The sequence below is a fragment of the Bradyrhizobium sp. KZN70725 genome, assembly GCF_055264925.1.
Genome location: NZ_JBUYWT010000030.1, coordinates 67,022 through 81,405 on the forward strand (window position 1 = coordinate 67,022; position 14,384 = coordinate 81,405).

A 14,384-nucleotide genomic window follows, 5' to 3' on the forward strand; every position below is an offset into this window, starting at 1 on the left:
TGGCTCAACTCTTGTGGCCAAGCGCGTCGCAGCTACGCAGGTTCTTCTCGTTAGGCTCTTCGGTCGATAGAACCTCGAACACATCTGACTCGTTCTTCATGTCCTTGGACTTCGACTTGATCACGAGCACCGATTGCACCGACTGGTGATCGCATTTGCGATAGTATTGCGGCCCCTTGTAGTAGTCGTACTTCAGAGCCTCCAGTGCCGCGACGACCTTGTCGGTCTCCACACTGCTCGCACCCCTGACCGCCTCGAGCACCGTCCGAACACCGCCATAGCCGAGGGCACCGTAGTCGGTAGGCAACTTGCCGTCATACATCTTGCGGAACGCGTCGTTGAACGCCTTGGTCGAGGCGAACTTGTCCTCGATGCCCCAGAAGAACGAGCAGCCCCCGACGACGCCTTCGAATGCCTGGGGGCCCGCCGCGACGCGACTGGCATGCGACAGCAGCGGCGCGATGATCTGGATCGATTTCTTGATGCCGAAGTCGGTCGCCTGCTTCAGCGCGATCTGCTGATCGCGGCCGAAATTGCTGATGCATAGAATATCGGGCTTGAGCGCCTGGAGACGCGGCAGCAGGGTCGAGAAATCAGTCGTTCCAAGCGGATGTCGGATGTCACCGAGATTCTCGATGTTGAATTCCTTCCCGACCTCGAGAAAGCCGCGAACCATCTCGTGACCATAAGCATAGTCCGCCGTGAGAAACGCCACCTTCTTGCCGAATTTGGTGAAGGCGTAGCGCCCGACCGCCCCTGACGTCATGTGCGGGTTCAGCGCTTCGTGGAACGTGTATTTGCTGAAATCTGCCGCCTCGTTGATGGCGTCGGACTGGCTGATCGAATTGAAGATGACGCCGCGTTCCTTGGTGACGTTGTTGATCGCGAGCTGAACCGCCGCGGACAGACTGCCGACGACGAAATTCACCTTCTCCTTCTCGACCAATTCCAGGGTCCGCGTCGCCGCCTCCCCCGGATTCAGCTTGTCGTCACGCACAACGAGCTCGGCCTTGCGGCCGTTGAGACCGCCGGCATCATTGAACTGGGCGACAGCAAGCTGACCCGCCCGCACCTGGTCCTGGGCCTCGGCGCCGTAGGGACCGGTCAATGGAACCGGAAAGCCGATCTTGATGGGCGCTTCCTGGGCCTGAAGCAGATTGATGCGAAAAGGCGAGACGGCGAGAACGGCGCCGGCGCTTGCCGTCGTCAGCAGACGACGCCGTGATATCGATCCAGCTTTGGTGACCTTCTTCGTCATGACTATTCCTCCCCAAGAATTGTCTGCGTTTTGCTTATGGTATTATCGTTGCCCGGAACGTCTCCACTCAGATCCGTCCCAGGGCGGTCAGGATAACCTGAGGCGTGAGCGGAATCTCGGTAATTGTTGCGCCAAACGGCCGGAGCGCGTCGTTGACCGCGTTGGCAACCGTAGCTGCCGCGCCGGCCGTCCCCGCCTCCCCAGCCCCTTTGGCTCCCAGCTCCGATTCCTGCGTCGGAGACACCACGTGGCCGACCTCGATATCGGGCATCTCGCCGGACATCGGGACCAGATAGTCCGCCATATTGGCATTGGTCAGCTGACCGCGTTCGTCGTAGATGCACTTCTCGAACAGCGCCGCGCCGAGCCCCTGCACGACCCCGCCCCGGATCTGCTCGTCGACCAGTTGCGGGTTGATGATGGTGCCGCAGTCTTCGACAACCCAATGCTTCAGCAGCTTGACGAACCCGGTCTCGGTATCGACCTCGAGCCATGAGGCCTGAACGCCGTTGGTGAACGCAAAGGGATATTGGCGCGGAACGAAATGCCGGGTCGCCATCAATTCGGGCTGGACACCGGGCGGCAGGGTGTCCGGTCGAAAATAGACGATCCGCGCAAGCTCGTGCAGTTCGATGCGAAGCGCGCCGTCGGCGGCGTTGACGATCGTGTTGTTGACGATATCGAGCCCGTCCGGCGTCGATTGCAGGATGGCCGCGGCGACGTTCAGGATGTTCTCTCGCAGGCCCTTGGCTGCCTGCAATGCAGCTTCGCCGCCGATGCCGGCACCGCGCGAGGCCCAGGTACCACCGCCATAGGGCGTGTGGTCGGTGTCGCCCAGGATGACGCGAACGCGTTCCATCGAAACGCCAAGCACGCTGCCGACGATCTGGGCCGTCAGCGATTCCGACCCTTGCCCCTGTTCCGTGATGCTGGTCTGGCAGATCACCGACCCTTGCGCGTCGAGCCGGACCGCAACGCCATCCTGCGATGAGATTTTCGCGCCGCCCACGCCATAGAAGGCAGCGCTGGGATTGGTCACCTCGATGAAGCTCGCGATTCCGATGCCTCGATGGACGTTTCTGGCGCGCAAGGCCGCTTGCTCAGCCCGCAACGCGTCGTAATCCATCATCTGAAGCAGCTTGGTCAACGAGGCGTGATGCGAAAGCTGCTCGAACTTCATGCCCGAGGGCGATGCACATGGATAGGCATCGTCGGCGATCAGATTGCGCCGCCGGATTTCGACGGGGTCCATGCCGATCTTCGCTGCCGCCAGATCGACCAGGCCTTCGGTGACCGAACAGGCGATCGGGTGTCCGACCGCCCGGTACTGGCACATTACGTTCTTGTTCTGGAAAACGACGCGCGCCCGCGCCCGATAGTTCGCCGTGGCATAGGGCCCACCGACCAGGTTGACCACCTGATTGGCCTCGATGGCGCTGGTGCGCGGATACATCGAATACGGGCCGATCCCCGTCAGGTCGTCGATCTCGAAGGCTGTGATGGTGCCGTCCGGCCTGACGCCGATCCGACCCCTGCATCGATGATCGCGGGCGTGGATGTCCGTGTTGAAACTCTCGACGCGGTCCGCCACGAACTTGACTGGCCGACGCAACAGCTTGGACAGCGCGTAGGTCGCCATTTCGTCGGCGTAGATATGGACCTTGATGCCGAACGAGCCGCCGACATCCTTGCAGACCACCCGGACCTGCGCTTCCCCTAACCCAAGATGCAGCGCCGCGATGTTCTGCACCATATGGGGCGCTTGCGTGCCCTGATAGATCGTGAGCCGTGCCTCGGCCGCATTCCAATCGGCAACGACGGCCCGCGGCTCAAGTGTCACGCCGGTGTGGCGCCCGAATACGAAGTCGGCCTCGACGAGTTCGGACCCCGACAATGCAAGATCGACGTCGCCGGCGTCGAGCGTCCGCTCAAAGGCAAGATTGTCGCCGAGCGCGGCATGAATGACGGGAGCTGCCGGGTCGAGCGCAGCTCGCATGTCCGTCACCGCCTTGAGCTCCTCGTAGTCGACTGAAATATGCTCCATGGCATCTTCGGCTGCAGCACGGCTGGTCGCCACAATCGCTGCAACGGCCTCGCCCTGCCAGCACACGCGGTCGACCGCGATCGCGTGTTGTGGCGCTGACTTCAGTCCCTTCAGGTGCGAGAGCACCCCGACCCACGGCGTGATGACCGCTTCAAGTTCACGACCCGTGACGATGGAAACGACACCGGGCATGCGCCTTGCCGCCTCGGCGTCGATCGCTGCGATTTTGGCGTGGGCATGTGGCGACCGTAGAAAAACCACATGCGCCATCCGCGGCAATTCGAGATCACTGACATATTGGCCCCGCCCCTGCAGCAACCTGTCGAGGTTCGGCCGCGGTACGGTCTTGCCGATGTAGGAATTCGGGCGATCAAACACCGAAAGCGCGTCTGCTGTGGCCCGCCTCTCCGTCATGCGCCCCGCTCCGCGCGCGTGATGGCTGTCGCCTCAACCGCATCCACGATGGCCTGATAGCCTGTGCAGCGGCAATAGTTGCCGGAAAGATGCTCGCGGATTGCTCGACGATCAGGTACGGACACGTGCTTCAGCAGGTCCTGCGCCGTGATCAGCATCCCAGGCGTGCAATAGCCACACTGCAATGCATTGCGTTCGCGAAATGCCGCCTGAAGATCGGCTATTTCACCGCTGTCAGACAGCCCCTCGATTGTCTCGACTGACGCACCCTGCGCCTGGACCGTCAGCATCAGACAGGAGCGAACGATCTCGCCATCGAGCCGGACCGTGCAGGCACCGCAAACGCCGTGCTCGCACCCAACGTGGGTTCCGGTAAGCTTGAGATTCTCGCGGAGGAAATCAGCAAGATTGAGCCGCGGCAAGACGAAGGCGTCGATGGGTTCGCCATTGACCAGAAGCGAGACCGGTACCGGAGCGTTCACTTGCCGACTCCCGTTTCCAGTTCTGGCCGTGCCAGCAATGCTGCCACGCAGCGCCGGAGCAAGACCGTCGCGAGGTGTCGACGCATGGCCGCGGTCGCCTGCTGGTCCTCCTGTGGATCGAGTTCATCGGCCAATGCGGCCGTCGCCTCTGCGAACAAGGCGGGAGTTACCGTGGCATCGATCAGTTTGCCGGCGGCCGCCGCGAGCAATGGCCGGTCGCCAACAGCAAAGAAGCCGAGGCGAAGAGCTGAGAACCTGCCGGCTGCAACAACAGCACGGGCGGCGAGACCAACGACAGCGTAGTCGCCATGCCGCCGGGCAAATTCCTGAAAGAAAAATGTCGACCCTTGGCCTGCGACCGGCACCTCGACCGCGACAAGCAACTCGTCCGGCAGCAGCGCCGTTTCGTAGATTCCCCTGAAAAACTCCGTCGCAGCAATCCGGCGCTCGCCGGCCGAGCCCCGAACAACGATCGTGGCGTCAAGCGCCACAACACAGGCCGGCAGCTCCGACGCAGGATCGGCGTGAGCGAGGCTGCCGCCGATCGTTCCGCGATTGCGAATTGCGGGATGGGCAACGTGGGCAACGGCATCGCGCAACAGCCGCGCGTGCAGTGCAACCTCCGGCGATCTGAGCAGATCGACGTGCCGGGTCAGCGCGCCAATGACCAGCACGTCTCCCCTCACGGTGATGCCGCGCAACTCGGCGAGGCAGCCGATATCGACCAGAATGTCCGGAGACAGGAGCCGCAGGTTCATCGCCGGCATCAGGCTCTGACCACCCGACAGAACCTTCGCCTTGTCGCCGTGCATGGCGAGCAACTCCAGCGCGTTCACGACGCTGGTCGCGCGGGCGTAGGCGAAAGCCGCAGCTTTCATGTGGGCGTGGCCTCCCGGGCCCAATTTTGGTTTGCCCGATTAGAGGGCCGCCCTCTTCAAAGGTCAAGCTTGTTTATCGAGTGATTATTTGTGCGGCAGGACTTGTCTTCGCCTTGGGAAGGCCGCAGGTTCCTTGCCAACTAAAGTTCAAATCGCGGGGAGGCGGATCATGAAGCTCGGTTTTTTTACGATGCCGATCCATCCTCTCGACAAGGATTGGCGGCAATCGCTCCGGGAGGATCGCGAGGCCTTTCTGCTCGCGGACGAGCTCGGCTTCACCGAGGCGTATGTCGGCGAACACGTCACCGACAAGGCCGAGAACATCACCTCCAGCATCGCCTTCATTGCCTGGCTCGCAGCCGCAACCAAACACATCAAGCTCGGAACCGGCACCATCAACATGCCAAACACGCATCCGGCAGCCATCGCAGCGTCCGTCGCCATGCTTGATCACATGCTTGACGGCCGTTTCATACTTGGAATCAGTCCTGGTGGATTGCTGTCCGACGCGGAGGTTTTCGGCAATCTCGATGCCGACCGCAATGCCATGTTCCTTGAGGCCATCAACCAGGTTCTTGATATCTGGGCTGGTAAACCGCCCTATGATCTGCAGGGCAAATATTGGAACGTCTCGGTCAAACGGACTCTGATCGAGGACATCGGCCAGGGAATCGTCGCTCGCCCCTTGCAGGTCCCTCACCCGCCAATCGTGGTGACCGCGGTTGCGCCATTCTCAAAGGGCGTCACGGAGGCGGCGGCGCGCGGCTGGGATCCGATCTCGGCCAACTTCCTGATGCCGGCCTGGGTGAAGAGCCACTGGCCGAAATATGTCGAGGGTTGTGACCGCGTGAACCGGGCAGCCGAGCCTGCCAATTGGCGTGTCGCCAAGAGCGTGTTCGTGGCAAGGGATGCAGCAACCGCGAAGGCCTATGCCACGTCATCAGACAGTCCGTACGTGTACTATTATCACCAGTTGTTCACGAAGCTGAAGCGCAGTGGCCGGCTTGAGTTGTTCAAGACGCGACGGGATCAAGCCGACGCCGAGGTCACACTGGAATCGATCTGCGACAAATTGATCATCTACGGCACGCCCGAAAGCGTGGCTGACCAGTTGCTGGCGTTCGAGCAAGAGATTGGCACCTTCGGAACCCTGCTTTACGCCGGCAAGGACTGGAAAGATCGCGAGCTTGGCCGTCAATCGATGATCCTGATGGCCGAGAAGGTCCTGCCGCGGATCAATACCACCGCTGCCGGATCATCGACGTGAAGGAGGTTCGACATGGCCTTTACTGATCGCATTCCGTACCAGGCGCAGGTCGACCGACCGAAACTGACATTACCTGACGGCAAGAAGCTTGCCGTGTGGGTTATCCTCAATGTCGAGGAATGGCGCATCGACAATGCGATGCCACGCACCGTGCTGAGCCCCCCGATGGGCCAGCCCCTGCTGCCCGACGTGCCGAACTGGTCGTGGCATGAATACGGCATGCGCGCCGGCTTCTGGCGGCAGTTCAAAGCTTTGACCGATCGAAAGATACCGGTGACGCTGGCTGCGAACGCCAATGTTTGCAACAGCTATCCGCGTGTGGCGTCGGCGGCGCGCGAGGCGGGCTTCGAGTTCATGGGACATGGGTTTGTTCAGGGCCCGATGCACAAGGTCGAAAATCAGGCGGACGCAATCAAGCGCGCTGTCGACACGATTGCTGGATTTACCGGCAAGCCGCCGCGATCATGGGAAAGCCCGGGCCTGACCGAAACAGAAGAAACGCTCGATCTCCTGCGCCTCAATGGGATCGAATACGTGGCCGATTGGGTGATTGACGATCTCCCCCAGGACATCGCCACGCCGCACGGCACCGTGACGACGATTCCCTATTCGGTCGAGACCAACGACATTGTCATTCACGCGCTGCAACATCTTCCGTCGGAGCAGTTCCTGACGCGCTGCACTGACCAGTTCGATCGGCTGTACCTCGAGGGCGCAGAGAACGCGCGGATCATGGCCATCTCGGTGCATCCCTACATCACGGGCGTGCCGCACCGCATCAAGTACCTGGAGGCCCTGCTCGATTACGTCATCGGCCATGACGGCGTCGCCCTCATGACGGCAAGCGAGATCGGGGATTGGTATCGGGGTCAGATGGCGACAATGTAGCGCGGCTCAGCCGACGACCTTGACCGGCGCCCGTCGACGATCGGTCGCGCTCTCCGCCATCCTCTCAAATCCCGCGAGGAAGATATCCAGCGCGTCACTGATCATCTGCGCCTTGTCCTCGAGGACAGGCGCTTCGTAGATGTACTTGCGTACGCCATAATAGAAGATGCCGCCGTGAAACACCCAGGCCAGCTCGAGTTCTGCGGCGCTGGGCCTGCCTTGCGTCGCGAGGCCGGCGTCGTGGCGGCATTCCCGGAGAATGCGTGTCAGGATCTTGTCCTTGACCATGCCAACATACCACCGATTGATATCGAGGCCCTTCAGGCCGGAGTAGAGATAGATCCGGAGCCATCTTCGGTTGAAAATCGCGTCGGTATAGATTTCGTAAAATTCCTGGAGCCGCACGCGGAGCGGACGTGACCTATCCGAAAGCACCTTCTCCCAGCCGATTTCAAGCGGTTCGAGATATACCTTGCGGTAGACCTCCTTGATGAGATCGTCCTTGCTCGGAAAGTAGCGGTAAAGCAGCGGCTGCGTTACGCCGAGCTTGTGAGCAAGGGCGCGCGTGCCGCCGCCAAATCCCTCCTCCGCAAATAGCTCGGTTGCCTTGGTAACGAATTCACTGCGACGATCGACGGCTGATAGTCGCCTCTGCTTGGCACGAACGCGCTTGACGGGCGTCTTTCGATTCATGATGTCTTGTCACCACCCTCAGCCAAAAACCCGCCAAAACCTCCGCGCGCGAACACCAGCGGATTGTTCCGGTTATAGGCGTAGGCTTCCACCGCGCCCAGGAAAATGACGTGATCCCCGCCATAGTAGCGGTTGGCGGCACGGCACTGGAAATTCGCGACCACATCGGCAAGCACGGGAGCATTCCCGAGGCCCGGCGTCCAGCTCACACCCGCGAACTTGTCACCCGACGATCTGGCAAACTGCACCGCCAGCGCCTGTTGCGACGCGTCTAGAACGTTGACCGTAAAATGGCTGGCATTCTGGAAGATCGGCAGTCCCTGCGAAAACATGCCCAGGCTCCACAACACAAGTGGCGGATTGAGCGACACCGATGCAAAGGAATTACAAGTAATTCCATAGGGCCGTCCTTCAGCCGCCATCGCGGTGACTATCGTCACACCTGTTGCGAACGTACCGAGCGCATTGCGGAAATCACGGGGATCGATCGCCGAACTATCGCTTGCGAGCTCACTGGCGGGATCCAGCGGATGTTTGGGCGAGTCGGACATCCGGCTTACCTCAAAGCGTCAGGTTTTCAGACGGCAGCCCCAGAGCCACCCGCCCGTAATTGGTGCCCGCCGCGTCAAAATTGAACGCGAGATGCGAATTCACCGCGTGCGCGTCGCGGAATTGGCGCTGCAACGCTCCCGAGGTAAACAGGCTGCGTGCGCCGCCCGCCGCAAATAGAAGAGACACCGCCTCGGTGCACAAATTGACCGCGAACGCACCGTCGCGCCGAAGCTTCGTCTTCGCTGCAATGCCCGGGATATCGCCACGCCGGACCTCCGCAAGTGCCTCAACGCAGTTCGTGCGCATGATTAGCCGCGCGGCATCGATCTTCGCCGACGCCTCGGCGATCTTGATCTGTGTGCTTTGCAGGTCCCCGATCTTGGCCCGGTTATATGTCGAAGCGCGGTGTCGCGCGATCTCGACATAGTCATCAAGGCAAGCCTGCGCATTTCCCAAACCAACCCCGGACAACACATAGGGAAACAACGAAAAGACTGGAAGCATGTAGAGCGCATTCGGATTGACGATACTGCCCGGCGTCGCACCTCCCGCAAGATCGCTGACGGCAACGGTCATATGCTCGGGAACGAATGCGTCGGTGACCCGCACGTCGTTCGATCCCGTTCCGCGCAAGCCAGCCGCATTCCAGGTGTCGTCGATGCTGTAGTCCCGCCTGTTCAACAGGAATAGCCGATACTCGACACCATCGGCCTCATCATCGGAGGCGACCACGCTCGCGAGCATGTTCCATCCGCAGGATTCCACCCCGGACGAAAACGGCCAATGACCACTCAGAACATATCCGCCACTTGCCTTCCTCGCACGACCTGCCGGGAAGACAAAGGAAGACGCGATCAGCGCATCCGGATCCTCTCCCCACACCGCGCTCTGCGCTTCGGGCGCGAACATAGCCAGCATCCAGTGGTGACTTGCAAGGTTGGCAAAATTCCAGGAGACCGAGGCGTCTCCCTGCCCGAGCGCATCGGCGCAGTCGACCAGGGCAACATAGTCGAGCTCGCTGCCTCCGACGCGCTTGGGCTGCAGGATCCGGAAAAGGCCGCTGTCAAGCAAATCCCGCTCGGTCTCCGGCGGCAATCTGCGCAGCTCTTCGGTCCGCGATGCCCGTTCGCGCAATGCCGGAACAAGCGCTTTGGCGCGTGCGACCATGACCGAATAATCCGGGCCTGGCTGTACCTTCGTGTCGAGCCCGCGGCCAACCTCAACCATGGTCTCTTCCTTCGTTCGATCTCCAAGACATTTGCGCGCGCGATCGAGCCGTCAACTCAGTTTATCGATCGATCACCAGAGATCAAGGCGCGCAAGCCTGCATTCCGCGAATTCAGCGCTCAGGATCCACGACTGCCGCCGGGCGCCCATTTGAGGAAACGCTTCCAGCGATGCTTCGTTCGCACTGCAGAGGCCCATTCTAGCATCCCCACGCCCAAAATTCGATGCCGGCTACGACCGCGGCTTGCCGAAGGATGTTACCCATGGCCAGAAACGCAAAAAACCCCGATCGCCGAAGCCACCGGCGCTCAACGCCATCGAATTGTTCGCGACAACCCGAACCCACGTCGCAGGATCTAGACGAGCTCCTTCCTCCAATACAGCGTGTGCTGCCATGCCCAGGGCGAGACAGGTTCGAAGAGCCGATATCCTCGCCGGATAAAATCATTGGCCAAGAAGATGTACTCGCTCGGAGCCGTGTCGCAATCCGGATCAGGATCAGGCAACACCGCACGAAAATGCGACCGTGGGAACGTCCGTCTGCTCGCGTTTGGGATGCGGGCGCTCTGAATGAACTGGATGATCTCGGCGCTCATGCAAAGCTCCCACAACGCGATGGCAACCAGATCCCGCGAGCGCGAGCGATATCAGATAGGCGGTCATGCAAACCTCGTTGATCGGCCGTCAGCGCGCGATGCGGCCATGGCATGAATGTGCGGCAGATCGCACAGTGGGCGGCGATCTTTGGGGCGCGAACCTTAGCCCTGACGAGTGGGGCCGCGGGCGGCGCCGGCTTTCGCCGCGCCGCAGGACCGGCGCGTTCGCGCGCACCAGCCAATTCGTTCTCTTTTCAAGGGGTCGGACGGCGGCGCGTTTGCGACACTCAGGCGACGGGCTGGGAGGATGTGGCATTGTCACGGTGCGGTCGCCGTCCGATTGGTGAAACGGCAAAGGAAAAGCCCGCCGCGGATTGCTCCGCGCGGGCTCAACAATTTCTGATTTTCGGATTATGACCCTGAGTTGCCCGACGTGTCAAACCTATTTCGGGCTGAATGCGATCGGTAAAATGCGATGCGTCGGCTTCGATGGTGAGAAACCGCCTTGAGCGAAAGTTTGGGCATAGATTCGGAATCGCAGCGCAGGCCGGTGCCAAGCGCCTATGCTTGCTGCGATGATGTCAGTGTGCCCGACGCGTCAAGCGGACAGCTCACAATATTTGGATCGACATCAATACAGTTTTGGCTCGCGTCGGTCGAACTGACCCGCGCCGCATTTGATTGCAAGGAGGAAGCGTCGATGTATTTCGTTGCTGCCGTGCTCGCGGTCCTGTCCGGCATGTTCTACGCCGCGGGCCATCATCAGATCGGCTCTCTCGGCGTCACCATGTGCAAGTATGGCGGCATGTTCTGCGACAGCCCGGTGCTGGTTCTCGTTGGTGCAGGATTTGCAGCAGCGTGGGGCATGCTGGTCAGCATTCGCTGATCATCCCGCGACATTCCGACGATGATTTTGTGCCGCTGATTTGCCCGACGGGTCAATTCCCGCGCCCTGCGTCGGGATGTGATCCCACGAACGCCCGCAGCTATTGCGGCGTGCTCGGGTTTGCCGGATGAGCGGGCTTTGGGCCGGGTGGATCAGGCTCGATCGGTGCCTTGGGCTCGGTCGGTATGACCTTTGCGCCAGCGGCTCGCGCCGCCTCGCCGGTCGTTGAGTAGTTAGCCGAAGCGGCCGGCTGCACGTTCGGCTTGTTCCACGGACCGTGATCCACGATCAGCATGCCGAGCACGCCGAGGATCGCAACCACGGCCGCCACCAACAGCGGTGTGCCACCATGCCGATTTCGATGCTTGACCGAACCGCCATCTGCAATGCCATGCGCCTGCATTGTCATCATCGTCTCCTCCACGGAAACAAGCCGCGACCCGCGCGTAAGTTTCCGGTTCCCCGACGTGAAAGCGAGGCATGTCGGTGGAACCAATCCACCGCTGCGGAATTTCTCCGATATGTGGCCGCCATCGCCGTTCAAGACGTGCGAATAGCAAAGGCGTTGGTCACCTGACGTCGGTCACCTGGCCTTCAATAAATCGCGGCACGGCACATGAGCTCCGAAACACCCGAGTTCCCGCTTCAACCCACACTCGGTGAACGAGCGATCGATACCGCGACGGACGTCTCGCGTACGATCACGGAGGTGTCGGACGGACTTCGAGCCGCCGCCGATCGCCTCAGCGATGCCATCGCGACCTCGCGCCGACCGGGCGGAGCCCTGGCCATCGTGAGTGCGGTCACGCGCGAAGCGCCGCTCGCAAGCCTGTTCGTCGCGTTTCTGCTCGGCGTCGCCGTCGCGCGCCGGCGCTAAAGCGTCGATGGGGCCGCGAACGCCGTGTCCTAGAACTTGCCCTTCGTCGCGTCCTTGGTCGCCGACATCACGCTACCGCTGATCTGCCGCATGTGTTCGCCGGCATTGGTGAACTGGCTGCGCAGGAATTCCGACTGGATCCGCATCGCCTCCTGCAGATCCGTTGCGTGCACGAGCTTGCGCGCATGCTCGAACGCCGCCTTCATGTTCTGCTCGGTGAACGACAGCGCCTGTTTGGAGATCTCGGTACCGGCGCCCGGCATCGACGTCATCGACTTGCTCGCGGCATCAAAGAACAGGCTGAAGGCCTGTTCGGCCTGATCGATGGTCTTTTCCGCGAGATCGCGCAACTCGGCGGGAACTTCAAGCTTCGGCTCAATCATGATCGCGCCCCCTGAAATAAGCGTCCGGCGAGGTTAGCATAGATTGTGACGGCGTCAGCGCCGGATCGCGAGCTATAAAGACCCCACCCGCTCCGGCCGATTGAGGAAAAATTACCTAGCCGCGACCGACAGCCGATTCCAATCATGTCAGCACTGTGGCATAGTGATTCGGCTTCTTCGTCGGTCGCGTTCGCGTCTCTGGGGAATAAGGGGATCCGATGCTGCGCGCCGTTCGTCCGACACCGACCTGCACCCGGTTCAAGACCAGTATAGAAATGCCGTGCATGAGGTGCGGCACGCAAATGCGGCTTGCCTTGATCGAGCCGCGCGACCAAGTCTACGACGTGCTGACCTATCAGTGCACGCCTTGCAATTGCGGTGAAAGCTTCCTGAATGCGCGCTAGGCTGCGCGCCTGTTCAATCGCTCAGCACGGCGGCTCCCGCCTCCGTCAGCCCGGGCTCGTCGTCATGCAGTTCGACGAGACCGAGCTCAGCGAGGATGTGCAGATCCTCGTCGCTGACCGGTGACAATTTGAGCCTGCCGGCCTGAATATCCCGCAAGGTCCAGCGCAAGCCGATCGCGCGCTCGAGTGAAAATTCCGCGAATGGATTATCTGCCATCCGCCTCGACTAGTGCGGCATTTGGATCAGACTTTGTCGTTGCCGCGGCGGCTTCATGGACACCACAGATAGATCGCCGCTGGCGCGATCGAGGCGCACAATGCCTCGACCGCGCCAACGCTTCATACATTGCTCGCAGCGGCTCAGTAGCGGTAGGGATCGATATCGAGAAGCGGGAATGCACTGAACACGCTCGGCAGATTGGTCGGCATTGCCGGATGCAGGTAGGATTTGTCCAATTCGGCAAAGCTGGTGACGCCGAGCAGACCGAGGCAGCGGATCACCTCGTCCTCCAGCAGTTCAAGCATCCGGACAATGCCGGCCTCACCGGCCGCGGCGAGCGCCCAGCACTGCAACCGGCCGATGCCGACAAGATCAGCGCCCGAAATGATAGCCTTCACAATATCGGTGCCGCGGCAGAACGAGCCGTCGACCATGATCTTGGCACGGCCCGCGACCGCCTGAACGATCTCGGGCAGGACATGCATGGACCCACGGCCATGGTCGAGCTGTCGGCCGCCATGATTTGAGACGTAAATCCAGTCGACCCCGTGGTCGAGGGCGATCTTGGCGTCTTCGGCGGTGGCGATCCCCTTGAGGATAAGTGGAATCTTGAACTTGTCCTTGATCAGCTTCACCGTCCGCCATTCCAGCCCCTTCTGGAAATCGCCGCCGGTGGCGCGGATGCGGCTCTCGCGGACATAGCGCTTGGCTATATCGCGCTCGCGCCGGCTGTAATGGGCAGTGTCCACCGTGAGGCAGAACGCGGCATAACCGTTGTCGATGCTGCGGCTGACCACATCCTCGACAAAGGCATCGTCGCCGCGCACATAGAGCTGGAAGATGCGAAGCGCATCCGGTGCCGCCCTGGCGGTGTTCTCCAGCCCGGGCTCGGACACCGAACTCAGCATGTGCGCCGCGCCGAACGTTCCCGCTCCGCGCGCGACGGCCGCGCCCGCATCTGGATCGAAGATCTCGAGCGCGCCGACCGGGGCGATCATCACGGGAAGCCGGAGCTTGCGTCCGAATACCTCGGTGGAAGAATCGACGTTGATGACGTTGCGCAGGACGCGCGGCCGGAACGCGATCTCGTCGAGCGCCATTCTGTTGCGGTGCATCGTGGTCTCGGTCTCCGAGGCGCCGACGATGTAGTCCCAGGCGTTCTGATTCAGCTTGGCGCGGGCCTTTCGCGCGAATTCGTGCAGGTTCTGGAATTCCTCGCCGCTGGCGCCGAGTTCGACATTGCGCGTCTGCCGAATGGGGGTCCCGTCATTCATGGTGTTTCTTCTCCCGATTTGGGCGGCACATTAGCCGCAGA

15 protein-coding genes and 1 pseudogene are annotated in these 14,384 nt (G+C 61.3%); 4 read left to right on the forward strand and 12 right to left on the reverse strand.

All coding sequences use genetic code 11. The features are described from left to right. Positions 1–4: 4 nt before the first annotated feature. The 4 genes from ACZBJS_RS25770 to ACZBJS_RS25785 form a co-directional block, all read right to left on the reverse strand. Positions 5–1,258, reverse strand: coding sequence for an ABC transporter substrate-binding protein (locus ACZBJS_RS25770; RefSeq protein ID WP_463439439.1), 1,254 nt, complete (start codon positions 1,256–1,258; stop codon positions 5–7). A gap of 67 nt (positions 1,259–1,325) precedes the next feature. Next, positions 1,326–3,716, reverse strand: a complete 2,391-nt coding sequence (locus tag ACZBJS_RS25775) for a xanthine dehydrogenase family protein molybdopterin-binding subunit (RefSeq protein ID WP_463439440.1) — start codon at positions 3,714–3,716, stop codon at positions 1,326–1,328. After that, positions 3,713–4,198 carry a (2Fe-2S)-binding protein gene (locus tag ACZBJS_RS25780; RefSeq protein WP_463439441.1) on the reverse strand — a complete coding sequence of 162 codons (486 nt, stop codon included), beginning with the start codon at positions 4,196–4,198 and terminating at the stop codon, positions 3,713–3,715. Before ACZBJS_RS25780 ends, ACZBJS_RS25775 begins: the two co-directional genes overlap by 4 nt. Next, positions 4,195–5,076 carry an FAD binding domain-containing protein gene (locus ACZBJS_RS25785; RefSeq protein WP_463439442.1) on the reverse strand — a complete coding sequence of 294 codons (882 nt, stop codon included), beginning with the start codon at positions 5,074–5,076 and terminating at the stop codon, positions 4,195–4,197. The genes ACZBJS_RS25780 and ACZBJS_RS25785 overlap by 4 nt, the downstream gene beginning before the upstream one ends. 169 nt (positions 5,077–5,245) lie before the next feature. On the opposite strand from ACZBJS_RS25785, the gene ACZBJS_RS25790 reads away from it, so the two are divergent. Together ACZBJS_RS25790 and ACZBJS_RS25795 are read left to right on the forward strand one after the other, a co-directional pair. Further along, positions 5,246–6,343 carry an LLM class flavin-dependent oxidoreductase gene (locus ACZBJS_RS25790; protein WP_463439443.1) on the forward strand — a complete coding sequence of 366 codons (1,098 nt, stop codon included), beginning with the start codon at positions 5,246–5,248 and terminating at the stop codon, positions 6,341–6,343. A gap of 12 nt (positions 6,344–6,355) precedes the next feature. Beyond that, entirely contained in the window at positions 6,356–7,231 is an 876-nt protein-coding gene (locus ACZBJS_RS25795; RefSeq protein WP_463439444.1) for a polysaccharide deacetylase family protein, read from the forward strand. A gap of 6 nt (positions 7,232–7,237) precedes the next feature. Here ACZBJS_RS25795 and ACZBJS_RS25800 read toward each other — a convergent pair whose 3' ends face one another. The 4 genes and pseudogenes from ACZBJS_RS25800 to ACZBJS_RS25815 all read right to left on the reverse strand — a co-directional run. Then, on the reverse strand, positions 7,238–7,924 hold the full coding sequence (locus ACZBJS_RS25800) for a TetR/AcrR family transcriptional regulator (RefSeq protein WP_253589734.1): 687 nt from the start codon (positions 7,922–7,924) through the stop codon (positions 7,238–7,240). Further along, positions 7,921–8,475 (reverse strand): flavin reductase family protein, encoded by a 555-nt coding sequence (locus ACZBJS_RS25805; protein WP_076834073.1) that lies wholly within the window; start codon positions 8,473–8,475, stop codon positions 7,921–7,923. Before ACZBJS_RS25805 ends, ACZBJS_RS25800 begins: the two co-directional genes overlap by 4 nt. Positions 8,476–8,485: 10 nt before the next feature. Next, positions 8,486–9,703, reverse strand: a complete 1,218-nt coding sequence (locus ACZBJS_RS25810) for an acyl-CoA dehydrogenase family protein (RefSeq protein WP_463439445.1) — start codon at positions 9,701–9,703, stop codon at positions 8,486–8,488. Positions 9,704–10,059: 356 nt separating this feature from the next. Further along, positions 10,060–10,155: pseudogene (locus ACZBJS_RS25815) on the reverse strand (GNAT family N-acetyltransferase); the annotation flags it as partial. 844 nt (positions 10,156–10,999) lie between these two features. Here ACZBJS_RS25815 and ACZBJS_RS25820 point away from each other — a divergent pair. Then, positions 11,000–11,185, forward strand: coding sequence for a hypothetical protein (locus ACZBJS_RS25820; protein WP_076834277.1), 186 nt, complete (start codon positions 11,000–11,002; stop codon positions 11,183–11,185). Positions 11,186–11,285: 100 nt separating this feature from the next. On the opposite strand, the gene ACZBJS_RS25825 is transcribed toward ACZBJS_RS25820, so the two are convergent. After that, positions 11,286–11,588, reverse strand: a complete 303-nt coding sequence (locus ACZBJS_RS25825; RefSeq protein ID WP_057020638.1) for a hypothetical protein — start codon at positions 11,586–11,588, stop codon at positions 11,286–11,288. A 213-nt stretch (positions 11,589–11,801) separates the two neighbouring features. Between ACZBJS_RS25825 and ACZBJS_RS25830 the strand changes: the two genes are divergently transcribed. Then, positions 11,802–12,062, forward strand: coding sequence for a hypothetical protein (locus tag ACZBJS_RS25830; RefSeq protein ID WP_076834079.1), 261 nt, complete (start codon positions 11,802–11,804; stop codon positions 12,060–12,062). 29 nt (positions 12,063–12,091) lie between these two features. On the opposite strand, the gene ACZBJS_RS25835 is transcribed toward ACZBJS_RS25830, so the two are convergent. From ACZBJS_RS25835 to ACZBJS_RS25845, 3 genes are all read right to left on the reverse strand, one after another. After that, positions 12,092–12,445: a phasin gene (locus ACZBJS_RS25835; RefSeq protein ID WP_016847366.1), complete on the reverse strand. Its 354-nt coding sequence runs from the start codon at positions 12,443–12,445 to the stop codon at positions 12,092–12,094. Positions 12,446–12,862: 417 nt separating this feature from the next. Continuing rightward, entirely contained in the window at positions 12,863–13,066 is a 204-nt protein-coding gene (locus tag ACZBJS_RS25840; protein WP_253589731.1) for a hypothetical protein, read from the reverse strand. Between the two features lie 143 nt (positions 13,067–13,209). Then, entirely contained in the window at positions 13,210–14,343 is a 1,134-nt protein-coding gene (locus ACZBJS_RS25845) for an alpha-hydroxy acid oxidase (protein ID WP_463439446.1), read from the reverse strand. Positions 14,344–14,384: the final 41 nt, after the last annotated feature.

Coding starts and splice junctions, on each gene's coding strand:
- ACZBJS_RS25770 (WP_463439439.1), bottom strand. CDS start 1,258: ATGACGAAGAAGGTCACCAAAGCTGGATCGATATCACGGCGTCGTCTG.
- ACZBJS_RS25775 (WP_463439440.1), bottom strand. CDS start 3,716: ATGACGGAGAGGCGGGCCACAGCAGACGCGCTTTCGGTGTTTGATCGC.
- ACZBJS_RS25785 (WP_463439442.1), bottom strand. CDS start 5,076: ATGAAAGCTGCGGCTTTCGCCTACGCCCGCGCGACCAGCGTCGTGAAC.
- ACZBJS_RS25790 (WP_463439443.1), top strand. CDS start 5,246: ATGAAGCTCGGTTTTTTTACGATGCCGATCCATCCTCTCGACAAGGAT.
- ACZBJS_RS25795 (WP_463439444.1), top strand. CDS start 6,356: ATGGCCTTTACTGATCGCATTCCGTACCAGGCGCAGGTCGACCGACCG.
- ACZBJS_RS25800 (WP_253589734.1), bottom strand. CDS start 7,924: ATGAATCGAAAGACGCCCGTCAAGCGCGTTCGTGCCAAGCAGAGGCGA.
- ACZBJS_RS25805 (WP_076834073.1), bottom strand. CDS start 8,475: ATGTCCGACTCGCCCAAACATCCGCTGGATCCCGCCAGTGAGCTCGCA.
- ACZBJS_RS25810 (WP_463439445.1), bottom strand. CDS start 9,703: ATGGTTGAGGTTGGCCGCGGGCTCGACACGAAGGTACAGCCAGGCCCG.
- ACZBJS_RS25820 (WP_076834277.1), top strand. CDS start 11,000: ATGTATTTCGTTGCTGCCGTGCTCGCGGTCCTGTCCGGCATGTTCTAC.
- ACZBJS_RS25825 (WP_057020638.1), bottom strand. CDS start 11,588: ATGCAGGCGCATGGCATTGCAGATGGCGGTTCGGTCAAGCATCGAAAT.
- ACZBJS_RS25830 (WP_076834079.1), top strand. CDS start 11,802: ATGAGCTCCGAAACACCCGAGTTCCCGCTTCAACCCACACTCGGTGAA.
- ACZBJS_RS25835 (WP_016847366.1), bottom strand. CDS start 12,445: ATGATTGAGCCGAAGCTTGAAGTTCCCGCCGAGTTGCGCGATCTCGCG.
- ACZBJS_RS25840 (WP_253589731.1), bottom strand. CDS start 13,066: ATGGCAGATAATCCATTCGCGGAATTTTCACTCGAGCGCGCGATCGGC.
- ACZBJS_RS25845 (WP_463439446.1), bottom strand. CDS start 14,343: ATGAATGACGGGACCCCCATTCGGCAGACGCGCAATGTCGAACTCGGC.